The organism is Streptomyces sp. NPDC002138 (assembly GCF_040296485.1).
In the GTDB taxonomy this organism is placed as follows: Bacteria; Actinomycetota; Actinomycetes; order Streptomycetales; family Streptomycetaceae; genus Streptomyces.
The window spans coordinates 17,103-28,974 of record NZ_JBEOXE010000020.1; the positions used below are offsets into that span (position 1 = coordinate 17,103).

The window sequence follows — 11,872 nt, forward strand, 5'->3', positions numbered from 1 at the left end:
CGCCATTCTCACGGAAGTTGCCCTGCCGAAAACTCGCCGATAGCCCCGCGCTATCGGCCCCTGACATCATCCGCGACCCGCTCCGGCTCCCGCAGAATCCGGTAACCGAACCACCAACCCCCCACACCGGATGAGCAGGAGCACCCCACATGCGCCACTCCCGAAGGACCGCGCTCGCCTCCGTCGTCGGACTCGGCATGACCGCCGCGCTCGGCATCCTCCCCGTCGCCACCGCCAGCGCCGCCCCGGCCGCCGTCCCCACCGGCAGCCCCGCCTCGTACGCCGCGTACGAGGGCTCGCAGGAGAACGCCGCCGCGAACCGCGCCTTCTTCGAGGCCGTGCAGCGCTCGGTCGCCGAACAGCGCGCCGCGAACCCGGGCCTGAAGGCGGTCACGGTCACCTACAACACCCGCAGCGCGCCCAGCTTCCGCAGCCAGATATCCCGCTCCACCCAGATCTGGAACTCCTCGGTGTCCAACGTCAAGCTGCAGGAGGTGTCCTCGGGCGGGAACTTCGCCTACTACGAGGGCAGCGACTCGCGCGGCTCGTACGCCAGCACCGACGGGCACGGCCGGGGGTACATCTTCCTCGACTACGCGCAGAACCAGCAGTACAACTCGACCCGCGTGACGGCCCACGAGACCGGGCACGTCCTCGGCCTCCCGGACCACTACTCGGGGCCGTGCAGCGAGCTGATGTCCGGCGGCGGGCCCGGCACGTCCTGCCAGAACACCAACCCGAACTCCGCCGAGCGCGCCCGCGTGAACCAGCTGTGGGCCAACGGCCTCGTCGCCTCGGGCCTCGGCACCAAGGGCTGATCAGGCCCGGCCGCACGGGGGGCGGCCCGGGCTCCCGCCAGGAGCCCGGGCCGTCCGCGGCCTCCGGTTTCCACCGCGCCCGCATCTCACGCCCGACCGCGTACGACGCGCCGGCCCGGCCCCGCCGCGGGCCGTGACCCCGGTCAGCGCGGCTTGCGCCACATCGGCCACATCAGGGGGCCGTCCGGCAGGCGTACCGGCGTCCCCGTGAACTCCCAGCCGAGCCGCTCGTAGAGCCGCATGCTCCGCTCGCTGCTCGCCTCCAGGTACGCGGGGACGCCGTCCCGGTCGCAGCGTTCCAGCACCGGGCGCATCAACTCGCTGCCCAGCCCCTCCCCCTGACGGTCCGGCGAGACCGCGATCATCAGCAGGTACTCGTGCTCCTCGGCGGTGGGGTGCACCTCGCCCATGAGCCGGCCCACCAGCTCGCACCGCTCGTTGTCCGGGTCCGCGACCTCCCGCATGCGCGCCGGGACCTCGTCCTCGCCCTCGGGCTCCCCGGCCGGGATCCGCAGCCACAGCGCCGCCGCCGAGCCGTCCGCCGCGCGGTCGATCCGGCCCTCGGCCAGGGCCACGTCGACGAAGACGCCGAGGAACTTTCCGTGGACGGCGCGCCGGTGCTCGGGATCCGGGAAGACCCAGCTGCTCACCGGGTCGTCGAAGAAGGCCGCGTCGAGCAGCCGCGCCACCGCGTCCCGGTCCGCCGCGCCGCCGGTCCGTATCTCCATGACCCCATCCGCACCCATCAGCCTCACCCTTCGTCACGCGTAACAGCCTTGCGCGATCCTAGAGTTGGCCCGGACGTGCGGAAAGGCCGGTTCCGGCACCTTGCGGGTACCGGAACCGGCCGTCTCGCCCCCTCGCCCCCTCTCCCCCGTCTCCCCCGTCTCCCCCCGGGGCCGACGCGCCTCAGCGCGCCTCAGCGCGCCTCAGCGCGCCTCAGCGCGCCTCAGCGCGCCTCAGCGCGTCCTGCGGGTCACGAACTCGGCCAGTGCCAGCAGCCCGTCCGCCGCTCCGGGGTCCGGCACGGCCCGCGCGAGCTGCTGCACGGCCCGTCCCATCCGGTCGGCGGCATGGGCCTGCGCCCAGTCCCGCCCGCCGGCCCGTTCCACCGCGTCCGCCGCCCGGCGTACGTCGCCGATCTCCATCGGCCCCGCGTACAGGGCGGCCAGCTCCGCGCCCGCCCCGGTGCCCGAGGTGAGCGCGGCCACGACCGGCAGGGACTTCTTGCGCGCCCGCAGATCGGCGCCCGCGGCCTTCCCCGTGTGCTCCGGGTCCCCCCAGATGCCGATCAGGTCGTCGATCAGCTGGAAGGCCAGCCCGGCCTCGCGGCCGAAGGCGTCCATCGCGTCGACCTCCTCGGGCCCGGCCCCGGCGTACAGCGCGCCGAGCGCGCAGGCGCACCCGAGCAGCGCCCCGGTCTTGGCCATCGCCATGGACAGGCACTCGTCCAGCGAAACGTCTTCGCGACGCTCGAAGGCGATGTCCGCCTGCTGTCCGCCGCACAGCTCGATGACACAGGCCGCGAGCCGGGCCGAGGCCCGGGCCGAGGCCGGATGGGCATCCTCCGCGAGCTGCTGGAGCGCCAGCGCCATCATCGCGTCCCCGGAGATGATCGCCTCCGGTATCCCGAACACGCTCCAGGCCGTGGCTCTGCCACGCCTGCGCACGTCCTCGTCGATCACGTCGTCGTGCAACAGCGTGAAGTTGTGGGCCAGTTCCACGGCGACCGCCGCCGGCACGGCGTCCTCACCGCGCCCGCCGAGCGCCTGGGCGGACGCGAGGACCAGGGCGGGCCGGATGGCCTTGCCCGCCTGGCCCGCGGCCGGGGTCCCGTCTGCCTGCTCCCAGCCGAAGTGGTACATGGCCACGCGCCGCATCGGACCGGGCAGGCTCTCGACCGTACGGCGCAGTCGCGGGTTGACCGTTTCTCTTGTCCTGGCCAGCAGGACGGCGGCCTCCTGGCCCGGATCGGCCGGAGGCTCGCCGCGGACGGGAACCCCGTCGCCGACCGGCCGTTCCTCGGTGGCCGTCATGCCGTCGTCTCCCCCGGCCGCCCGCTCAGCGCCAGCGCCCGATCTCGACGTTCTCCAGCACACCGAGGGCGTCCGGCACCAGGACGGCCGCCGAGAAGTAGGCGGTGACCAGGTAGGAGATGATCGCCTGCTCGCTGATCCCCATGAAGCGGACCGACAGGCTCGGCTCGATCTCGTCCGGGATGCCGGGCTGGTGCAGGCCGATCACACCGCCGTCGTCCTCGCCGGTGCGCATGCAGAGGATGGAGGTCGTACGGGCCTCACTGACCGGGATCTTGCTGCTCGGGAAGATCGGCACCCCGCGCCAGGACGGCACCCGGTGACCGCCGATGTCGATCGACTCGGGGTACAGGCCGCGCTTGTTGCACTCGCGGCCGAAGGCGGCGATGGCCTTGGGGTGCGCGAGGAACATCTTGGAGCCGCGCCGCATGCTGAGCAGCTGGTCCATGTCGTCCGGGCTGGGCGCGCCGTCGTGCGGCTGGATGCGCTGGTCGTACTCGGCGTTGTGGAGCAGGCCGAAGTCGCGGTTGTTGAGCATCTCGAATTCCTGGCGCTCGCGCAGCGCCTCGACCGTGAGCCGCAACTGCTCCTCGGTCTGGTTCATCGGCTGGTTGTAGAGGTCCGCGACGCGGGTGTGCACGCGCAGGACGGTCTGGGCGATGCTCAGCTCGTACTCGCGGGGCCTGGCCTCGTAGTCCACGAAGGTGCCGGGCAGGACGGCCTCGCCGCTGTGACCGGCGGAGAGGTCGATGGCGGCCTCGCCGTGCTTGTTGGTCTCGTGGGCCGGCTGGGAGCGTACGTGCTCCACGTGCGCCCGGAGGGAGTCCACCCGGTCGGCGAGCAGCTGGAAGTCCTGGCGGGTCAGGACGAGCACGGTGCCGGAGGTGGCGGTGCGGGCGGTGTACTCCCAGATGGCCTCCTCGTCGACGAGGGCGCCCTCGCCGAAGTACGCGCCGTCGGCGACCGTGCGCAGGACGGCGTCCTCGCCGTAGGGGCCCGGGCCGATCTGGTCGATCCGGCCGTGGGCGAGCAGGAACACCTTGTCCGCGGGGTTGCCGAAGGAGGTCAGCTCCTGGCCGGCCTCGAAGTCGACCTGGTTGCAGCGCTGGGCGAGTTCGGTGAGGACGTCGATGTCCTCGTACGCGCGCAGCAGGGGCAGCTCGCCCAGCTCGGCCGGGATCACCTGGACCTGGGTCCCGGTCTTGATGAACTCCACGCGGCCGTCGCCGACGGTGTAGGTGAGGCGGCGGTTCACCCGGTAGGTGCCACCCTGCACCGACACCCACGGCAGCATCTTCAGCAGCCACCGCGAGGTGATCTCCTGCATCTGCGGCTTGGACTTGGTGGTGGTTGCCAAGTTCCGCGCGGCTGCTGTCGCGAGACTGCGCTGCGGCTGCTGAGGCTGGGCCTCGGACTCGGAACCTGCCTGGACCGACATGTGTTTCCCTTTCGATCACTCCATGGGTCTGCAGTGGCAGCCTTTCAGCACGGTGCGTGGTGAGACCATTACACAAAAGGGTGGGACTACTCCGTCCGAGGGATGGGCACTCTCTTGGGTTCACCCGAGTCCCAGGGGTCTCGGCGACCCCGTGCGTTCCGGCCGTTAACTTGCCTTAGAGATGCAACTTTTCTAGAGTCGAGCGCATGCGGCTCACCCGATTCACCGACCTGGCCCTGCGCGTCCTGATGCGCCTCGCCGTCGAGGAGGCGGACCTCCCCACCACCCGCGAGGTGGCGGGCGCCATGGAGGTGCCGTACACGCACACCGCCAAGGTGGTCGCGAAACTCCAGCACCTGGGCCTGGTCGAGGCCCGGCGCGGCCGCGGCGGCGGGCTGGCGCTCACCGCCGCCGGGCGCCGGGCGTCGGTCGGCGGGCTCGTCCGCGAGCTGGAGGGGGCGGGGGACGTCGTCGACTGCGACGGCACCACCCCCTGCCCGCTGCGCTCCGCGTGCATCCTGCGCGGCGCGCTGCGTGGGGCCCAGGAGGCGTTCTTCGCCGCACTGGACCCGCTGACGGTGGAGAGCCTGGTGGCGGCCCCGACCGGGCCGCTCCTGCTGGGCATCGGGACCACCCGAACGAGTTGACGCGCGACGGGGCCGCTCGAGGACACCCGAGGGGCACCCGGCGGCCGCGCGCCCTTTAATGCGATTACTAGATACCATTTTCCATTACCACGCGAGGTGCACAGGTGCTTTCCGAGAAGTCGACCGCGACCGTCCGCGCCACCCTTCCCGCCGTCGGGGCGGCCATCGGTGACATCACGGAGCTCTTCTACACGAAGCTGTTCGAGGCCCACCCGGAGCTGCTCCGCGACCTCTTCAACCGCGGCAACCAGGCCGCCGGCCTGCAGAAGCAGGCGCTCGCCGGCTCCATCGCCGCCTTCGCCGCGCACCTGATGGAGCGCCCGGACACCCGCCCCGACGTGATGCTGCACCGCATCGCCCACAAGCACGCCTCGCTCGGCGTCACCCGCGCGCAGTACCCGGTCGTCCGCACCCACCTCTTCGCGGCCATCGCAGAGGTGCTGGGCGAAGCCGTCACCCCCGAGGTGGCGGAGGCCTGGGACGAGGTCTACTGGCTGATGGCGAACGCCCTCGTCGCGATCGAGGAGCGCCTGTACGAGGGCGCGCGGGTCGCCGCCGGTGACGTCTGGCGCGAGTGGACGGTCACGGACCGGACCGAGGAGACGGCGGACTGCGCCACCTTCCGCCTCGCCCCCGCCGACGGCGCCCCCGCCCCGGACTTCGCGCCCGGCCAGTACGTCTCCGTCCAGGTCACCCTGGCCGACGGCGCGCGCCAGATCCGCCAGTACAGCCTCTCCAGCGCCCCCGGCTCGCCCGTGCGCGCGATCACCGTCAAGCGGGTGCACGGCCCGGCGGCCGCGGGCCCCGACGGCGAGGTCTCCGGCCACCTGCACGCCCACGTCCGCCCCGGCGACCGGCTGCGCGTCTCGGTCCCGTACGGCGACCTGGTCCTGCGGGACACCACGGCGCCGCTCCTGCTCGCCTCGGCGGGGATCGGCTGCACCCCGATGCTGTCGATGCTGGAGCACCTCGCCGACACCGGGCACGACGGCCCCGTCACCGTCGTCCACGCCGACCGCTCCCCCGCCGACCACGCCCTGGCCGCCGACCACCGGGCGCTCGCGGGCAAGCTCGCGGGCCCCGAGGCCCTGTTCTGGTACGAGGAGGCGCCCGAGCCGGGTGACCGTGCGGGCCGGGTCGACCTGACCGACGTACACGTCGCGCCCGGCACGCGGGTGTACCTGTGCGGTCCGCTGCCCTTCATGCGGGCGGTGCGCGAGCAGCTGCTCGCCAAGGGCGTGGCGGCCGCCGACCTCCACTACGAGGTGTTCGGCCCGGACCTGTGGCTGGCCGCGGGGTGACGCCCGGGGCGGGTGGGGCGGGCGGGTCGCGCGGGGCCGGCGGGACCGGTGGCCGGATCCGCTCGTACGGCGCTCGCACACCGTACGAGCGCCATAGCCAGGGCGGGAGCGCCTCCGCTACACCCGTTGCGTAATCGGACGGATACGCAAGGTGACCGTCCACGCACGGGAAGGAGGCGCTCATGTCCGCACCCATGTCCGCCGATCGTTTCCTCGCGGCACTCCGGGCCGAGGAACTGACCGTCGTCGAAGTCGGGTCCTGGCGCACCCACAACCGCAACCACAAGGGCCCCTGGGGCCCGGTCAACGGCGTGATGATCCATCACACGGTCACCCGCGGCGCGGACTACACCGTCGAGATCTGCCGCGACGGCTACAGCGAACTCCCGGGCCCGCTGTGCCACGGGGTCATCACCAAGGACGGCGAGGTCCACCTCGTCGGCTACGGCCGGGCCAACCACGCGGGCGCGGGCGACGCGGACGTCCTGGCCGCCGTGGTGGCGGAGAAGGCCCTGCCGCCGGACCGCCAGGCGAACACGGACGGCAACAGGCACTTCTACGGCTTCGAGTGCGAGAACCTCGGCGACGGCGAGGACCCCTGGCCCGAGGCCCAGCTCGACGCCATCGCCCGCGCCGCGGCGGCGATCTGCCGCTTCCACGGCTGGACGGCCCGCTCGGTGATCGGCCACCTGGAATGGCAACCGGGCAAGATCGACCCGAAGGGCTTCACGATGTCGTCGATGCGCGAGCGCGTAGCCGAACGCCTCAAGTCCGACGCCTGAGAACCACCGCCCGGACCACCCGCCGGGGCCGCGGGGCCACCCGCCCGCCCCGCGCCCCCGGCGGCCACAATGGGCGGGTGGACCCTTCCGTGAACCCTGACCTGCTGCTTCGGCCCCGGCCGGCCTCGCCGTTGTGGGAGGTGGAGGACGGGCGGTTCGGGCGGTGCGGGGTGCGGTTGCTGCTCAAGCGGGACGACCTGGTCCATCCCGAGCTGCCCGAGAGTAAACCCACTGGTGTTTGCGGGCCTGACCAGCAGAAATAATCGGTTTGGCCCGTGATCACCCCAACCTAGGGTGGCTCTCATGGGCATAGCGACCGACCCGGCCAAGTTGTGTGACCTCTACCTGCGCCGCAGCACCTTGCAGGACAACAAGGACACCTTGAAGGCGCACGAACGCGACCTCAGGGACCGGGCGCAGCGGGAAGGACTGATCGTCCGGGAGGTCTGGACAGACGAGGCGTCGGCCTTCAAGGCCGGCGTCACGCGCGAGAAGTTCGACAAGGCCATTGCCGCCGTGGTCGCTGGCGAGGTCCGCCACCTCCTGGTGTGGAAGCTGGACCGCCTGAGCCGCCGGGGCATGCGGCAGGTGGGCGACGTACTCGACACCTTCGAGAGCCGCGACGCCCGGCTGGTCGCACACATGGACGGCCTGGACAGCTCCGTACCGCAGCACCGTGGACTGTTCGCGTGGCTGGCCGAACAGGCGCGCGCCGAGTCGTACAACACCAGCGTGCGGACCCGGACGACGAAGGCGGAGAAGAAGCGCCAAGGTGCGTGGCCAGGCGGTCAGCCGCCCTACGGGCTGCGGGTCCGGAAGGGCCGGACAACCACGGAGCACCACCCCAAGGAGTACGCCACATCCCGCCGTATCGCGGACCTCCTGCTGTCCGCCGAGTCCGCCAGCGCGATAGCGGAGAAGCTGAACGCCGACGGTCTCATGACCCGACGGGGCGGCAAGTGGCGCTCCTCCACGATCACGCAGCTCGCCCACTCCCCCGCGTGGGCCGGCCTGATGCCCACGCATGACCGGTACACGGACGACCAAGGCCGGGAACGGTGGCGTGCGACGCAGGAACCCATGCTGGGCGAGGACGGACAGCCCGTCAGCGTGGGCGAGGGAGTCATCACGTCCGGCGAGCGGGCACGCATCCAGGCCGCCCTGAGGCTGCGCACGTCCGAGTCCATGGCGAACGGACGCCGAGGCAAGCCGGCGGCACAGTCGCTTCTGTCGGGACTTCTCAAGTGCGGGCGCTGCGGCGGCAACATGGTCAAGGGCGGACCGTCGTACCGCTGCTACCGGCGGATCAACCTGGGCAAGAGCACCTGCCAAGGTATGTCCGTCCTGGTCGACGCTGCGGACGACGCCATGACCCACGCGTTCATCTCGCGCGTCTCCGCGCTGCCTGATGACGACGACCTCCTGGTGGACCTCGCCATCCGCTGGTTGGCCGTGGAGGACCCGGAGAAGGACGTCCGCCGCACGGAACTCACGCTCGCCGTGGACGACGCCCAAGCCCGCTTGGACAGCCTGGACGAAGCGCACTTCGTACAGGGCCGCTTCAAGGGCCCGAAGGGACAGCAGCGCTACGACCAACTACGGGACGCGATCACCGCTCAGTTCGACGCGCTGGAAACAGAACTGGCCGAACTGACGCGCGCCATCGACATAACGGTCCTGCGAGAGGGCGAGATGCTGCACCAAGCGTGGATGGCAGCAGACCAGGAACGCGCCCGCATGCTGCTGCGCGTGATCCTCCACTCCGTAGCGCTCCTCCCATCCCGAGGCCAGGGCTGCAAGGACCCGGTTCTCACGCGCTTCAGGTTCCACTGGGTAGGCGAGGAACCTCAGCCCGTATAAGCCGCCCGACAGGGCCTCAGAGGGCCCTCTGAGGCGTCCGCACTGCCTGCTGCCGGAAAGGCCCTCTACATCGGATAGTTCGCCCCTCCTGCGTGCAGCGACGGGCACGGCCACCCCTGGCCGGAGTGACGAAGTGACGGAATGACGCACAGCGCCGGTTACCTCTTATGTATAGATTTTTTCGTCGCCATGCATGGAACAGAACTAAACGTCATTCCGTCACTTCGTCACTCATGGCGTTCAGAGGCTGTGGCCACCTGCCGCCCCCGCACCCTTCGCCGACACCGGCACGGCTGCTTCCCGGCATCCCCGGCCACACTCGCCGGGGCCACCCCCAGCAAGAGCCGACCTCTACTCCATACCGGCGAGGATCTCAGCGACAGGAAGATGACAGTGTCCCGTCTGGCTCGCATGCTCCTTCTTGCGCCGGATTAGATCATCGAGGCGGATACGGCGCTCCAGGACGGCCATGAAGTCACCGCCCTCCATCGTGATGAAGGGCGTGCTGTACCCGTACACGTCGAGAGCGTCCGAGGTGAATCCACCCACGCTGACATAGAGCCCCAGCGTGTTCTTTCCCTTCCGCTCGATGTTCGCCTTGAACACATCAAGCATGGGACGCCCTATCCTCCCCTGACACCACTTCGCCTCGATCACGTAGTGGTCGGTGTTGAAGGTGAAGGCTCCGTCGACCTGTTCGTGTTCCATCACGTAGGAGGCACGCGGTTCCATGTCGTACAGACGGAACAGATCGTTGATGAAGCCTTCAAAGTCTCGCCCCCTCTGATGAGGGTCCGGCATGGCGTGCATCTCGATGAAGCGCTGCCTGAGCGCATCGTGGTCGCCGGCGAAGGCGCGGTCACCTTCGGAGCGTTGCGCACGAGCGATGATCTCAGCGGCGATCCTCTCGTGGTCCCTGATCGACCTCTGCTGACCACTGGTCCAGCGCCGCAGCTCCTCCACAGCCGCAGTTGCCCGGGCGACCAAGACTTCCCGGTCAACCTGCTGCTCCAGATTGGGAAAGCGGTCCATCTCAGCAACGTCGAGCATCAGCTCGATCGCCAGGTCCGCATACCGACCTTCATTGGCACGGAGGTAGTCGACCAGCAGCCCGGCTGTCTCCCGCTTCGTTACGCTGAAATCGAGCTGCGCTAGTAGCTCGCTGTACTTGGCCAGCATGCCGCGCAGATATCGCTGGAACGGAGGCTTGTTCCAGAACACGACCGCCAATGCGTCCGCCAATGCGTTGTACGCGCTGGGGTTGATGACCTTGCCTGTAGCGCCGGACTGCTGCTGCACCGGAGCCCCCCTTCACCTCGACACAGAACGTGACTGCCTCAGTACGTTAGCGGCAGGCACCCCTCTCCCACAGGCGGATGGCGACACAACGTCCGCGCGAAGATGGGTCCCAGAAACGATGGTTTGTGAGACGGCCGCACTGACGCCCCCTGCCGCCCCGATCGACGTTCAAAACCCGTCTCAAAACCTGCCGGAAACCCATGGTGTTGTGAGACGGGTTTTGAGACGATGTGGTCATGGACGCGAACACGGGGCACCTCATCGGATACGCAAGGGTCAGCACGGATGATCAGGAAGCGCAGTTGCAGCACGACGCGCTGACGGCAGCGGGCTGCACTCGGGTCTTCACGGACAAGGCGAGCGGGAAGAACACGGAGCGTCCGGAGCTTGCCGCCGTTCTCGACTACGTGCGCCCCGGGGACACGCTGTGCGTGTGGAAGCTGGACCGGTTCGCTCGCTCGCTGATCGACCTGGTGAACATGGTGGACGCTCTCGCTGCCCGGGGAGTTGGCTTCAAGGTGCTGACGGGTGCGCTGGCGTCCATCGATCCGAACACACCGGACGGGCGGCTCATGCTCCAGGTGGTGGGCGCCATGGCGGAGTTCGAGCGCAGCCTGATCAAAGACCGGACCCGCGCGGGTTTGGACGCTGCCAGGGCGCAGGGGCGTGTGGGCGGCCGTCCGGCGGTGATGGATGCTGACAAGCTCGCTGCGGCCAAGGCCCGCAAGGCCAAGGGGGAGAGCGTAACGGCCATCGCGAAGGCCCTCGGGGTCTCCCGCGCGACGCTGTACCGGGCGCTGAGCGAAGCCGAGTAACCGGATCGTTCGTACCTGAGAGGCCGTCTGCCCCGCTGCGGGTGGGCGGTCCTTCTGCTGTCTGGGCGGGGCGGGGCTGCACTTCCGCACTCACGGGGAGGTCGGCAGGTGCGGTGAAGTGGTGGTTCTTTGGATTTTTGGGATTCCCCTAAGAAACATATGAGGGAAACGGGAAACGGCGTACAACCACCGCTTCACCGCACCCGGGAGGGAGGGCGCAGCGAAAGTTCAGCGCACATACCTTCCGGCGATCCCGGCCCCAGCACGAAGTACGCGGGCTGGGTGTAGGCCCGTTTTTGGGCTGCCCCCTGCGGCCTGGCCAGCAGCAACGTGCACCACGCCTCCCGAGAACGGGCCCCGTAAGGGCCCCTGAACCCCTACCAAGTGGCTGTCAGCGCATGGTTAGCCGAGGTATGGCGCGGGACGGCGCTCCAAGAAGTGTTGGAGGCGGAGGCGTTGAGTGTGGTGCATGGGCAGTGCGTCGAGATCCGCCGGCGCCACGAATCGCAGTTCCGTGCTCTCGTTCGAGAGGGACAGTTCTCCGCCGGTGATGCGGGCCGTGAAGCAGACGTTGAACTGTCGCCTGACCTCGCCGTCGGTGTACTCGATGATGTGCCGGGGGTCCGTGTACGTGCCGACCAGTCCCGTGATCTCCACGTCGAGGCCGGTCTCCTCCTTGACCTCGCGGACGGCCGTGCCGGGCAGTGAGTCGCCCAGGTCCATCCCTCCGCCGGGCAGCGCCCACAGGTCGTTGTCCGTGCGCCGTTGCAGCAGGATGCGGCCCTCGCCGTCGGTGACCACCGCCGAGGCGGCCACGACCATGCTGTTCGGCTCCGGAGCGTGGGGATCGTCGTAGTACTCGGTCCGGGCCATCCG

11 protein-coding genes are annotated in these 11,872 nt (G+C 69.9%); 6 read left to right on the forward strand and 5 right to left on the reverse strand.

Features of this window, described 5'->3' with window-relative positions; translation table 11 throughout:
• Positions 1-149 precede the first annotated feature (149 nt).
• The gene (gene snpA / locus ABT084_RS15430; protein ID WP_351043123.1) at positions 150-818 is read left to right on the forward strand and encodes a snapalysin; all 669 of its coding nucleotides are present in this window, start codon (positions 150-152) and stop codon (positions 816-818) included.
• 143 nt (positions 819-961) lie between these two features.
• On the opposite strand, the gene ABT084_RS15435 is transcribed toward snpA, so the two are convergent.
• The 3 genes from ABT084_RS15435 to ABT084_RS15445 all read right to left on the reverse strand — a co-directional run bounded on the left by ABT084_RS15435 (position 962) and on the right by ABT084_RS15445 (position 4,292).
• The gene (locus tag ABT084_RS15435; protein ID WP_351043125.1) at positions 962-1,546 is read right to left on the reverse strand and encodes a GNAT family N-acetyltransferase; all 585 of its coding nucleotides are present in this window, start codon (positions 1,544-1,546) and stop codon (positions 962-964) included.
• Positions 1,547-1,777: 231 nt separating this feature from the next.
• Entirely contained in the window at positions 1,778-2,854 is a 1,077-nt protein-coding gene (locus tag ABT084_RS15440; RefSeq protein ID WP_351043127.1) for a family 2 encapsulin nanocompartment cargo protein polyprenyl transferase, read from the reverse strand.
• A 25-nt stretch (positions 2,855-2,879) separates the two neighbouring features.
• The gene (locus ABT084_RS15445; protein ID WP_351043130.1) at positions 2,880-4,292 is read right to left on the reverse strand and encodes a family 2B encapsulin nanocompartment shell protein; all 1,413 of its coding nucleotides are present in this window, start codon (positions 4,290-4,292) and stop codon (positions 2,880-2,882) included.
• Positions 4,293-4,498: 206 nt separating this feature from the next.
• On the opposite strand from ABT084_RS15445, the gene ABT084_RS15450 reads away from it, so the two are divergent.
• The 4 genes from ABT084_RS15450 (at position 4,499) to ABT084_RS15470 (ending at position 8,882) form a co-directional block, all read left to right on the forward strand.
• Positions 4,499-4,939 (forward strand): RrF2 family transcriptional regulator, encoded by a 441-nt coding sequence (locus ABT084_RS15450; RefSeq protein ID WP_351043133.1) that lies wholly within the window; start codon positions 4,499-4,501, stop codon positions 4,937-4,939.
• Positions 4,940-5,043: 104 nt separating this feature from the next.
• Positions 5,044-6,240 carry a globin domain-containing protein gene (locus ABT084_RS15455; RefSeq protein WP_351043136.1) on the forward strand — a complete coding sequence of 399 codons (1,197 nt, stop codon included), beginning with the start codon at positions 5,044-5,046 and terminating at the stop codon, positions 6,238-6,240.
• 182 nt (positions 6,241-6,422) lie between these two features.
• Positions 6,423-7,022 carry an N-acetylmuramoyl-L-alanine amidase gene (locus tag ABT084_RS15460; protein ID WP_351043138.1) on the forward strand — a complete coding sequence of 200 codons (600 nt, stop codon included), beginning with the start codon at positions 6,423-6,425 and terminating at the stop codon, positions 7,020-7,022.
• Between the two features lie 303 nt (positions 7,023-7,325).
• The gene (locus tag ABT084_RS15470) at positions 7,326-8,882 is read left to right on the forward strand and encodes a recombinase family protein (RefSeq protein ID WP_351043141.1); all 1,557 of its coding nucleotides are present in this window, start codon (positions 7,326-7,328) and stop codon (positions 8,880-8,882) included.
• A 351-nt stretch (positions 8,883-9,233) separates the two neighbouring features.
• Here the strand turns inward: ABT084_RS15470 and ABT084_RS15475 are convergent, their stop codons facing one another.
• Positions 9,234-10,181 (reverse strand): restriction endonuclease, encoded by a 948-nt coding sequence (locus ABT084_RS15475; RefSeq protein ID WP_351043144.1) that lies wholly within the window; start codon positions 10,179-10,181, stop codon positions 9,234-9,236.
• A 236-nt stretch (positions 10,182-10,417) separates the two neighbouring features.
• On the opposite strand from ABT084_RS15475, the gene ABT084_RS15480 reads away from it, so the two are divergent.
• Positions 10,418-10,996: a recombinase family protein gene (locus tag ABT084_RS15480; protein WP_351043147.1), complete on the forward strand. Its 579-nt coding sequence runs from the start codon at positions 10,418-10,420 to the stop codon at positions 10,994-10,996.
• A 402-nt stretch (positions 10,997-11,398) separates the two neighbouring features.
• Here ABT084_RS15480 and ABT084_RS15485 read toward each other — a convergent pair whose 3' ends face one another.
• Positions 11,399-11,869, reverse strand: a complete 471-nt coding sequence (locus ABT084_RS15485) for an NUDIX domain-containing protein (RefSeq protein ID WP_351043150.1) — start codon at positions 11,867-11,869, stop codon at positions 11,399-11,401.
• Between the last annotated feature and the right edge of the window lie 3 nt (positions 11,870-11,872).

Bases quoted from the DNA above. Each gene is read 5' to 3' on its own strand.
- snpA (WP_351043123.1), top strand. From the start codon at position 150: ATGCGCCACTCCCGAAGGACCGCGCTCGCCTCCGTCGTCGGACTCGGC.
- ABT084_RS15485 (WP_351043150.1), bottom strand. From the start codon at position 11,869: ATGGCCCGGACCGAGTACTACGACGATCCCCACGCTCCGGAGCCGAAC.
- ABT084_RS15435 (WP_351043125.1), bottom strand. From the start codon at position 1,546: ATGGAGATACGGACCGGCGGCGCGGCGGACCGGGACGCGGTGGCGCGG.
- ABT084_RS15440 (WP_351043127.1), bottom strand. From the start codon at position 2,854: ATGACGGCCACCGAGGAACGGCCGGTCGGCGACGGGGTTCCCGTCCGC.
- ABT084_RS15480 (WP_351043147.1), top strand. From the start codon at position 10,418: ATGGACGCGAACACGGGGCACCTCATCGGATACGCAAGGGTCAGCACG.
- ABT084_RS15470 (WP_351043141.1), top strand. From the start codon at position 7,326: ATGGGCATAGCGACCGACCCGGCCAAGTTGTGTGACCTCTACCTGCGC.
- ABT084_RS15460 (WP_351043138.1), top strand. From the start codon at position 6,423: ATGTCCGCACCCATGTCCGCCGATCGTTTCCTCGCGGCACTCCGGGCC.
- ABT084_RS15445 (WP_351043130.1), bottom strand. From the start codon at position 4,292: ATGTCGGTCCAGGCAGGTTCCGAGTCCGAGGCCCAGCCTCAGCAGCCG.
- ABT084_RS15450 (WP_351043133.1), top strand. From the start codon at position 4,499: ATGCGGCTCACCCGATTCACCGACCTGGCCCTGCGCGTCCTGATGCGC.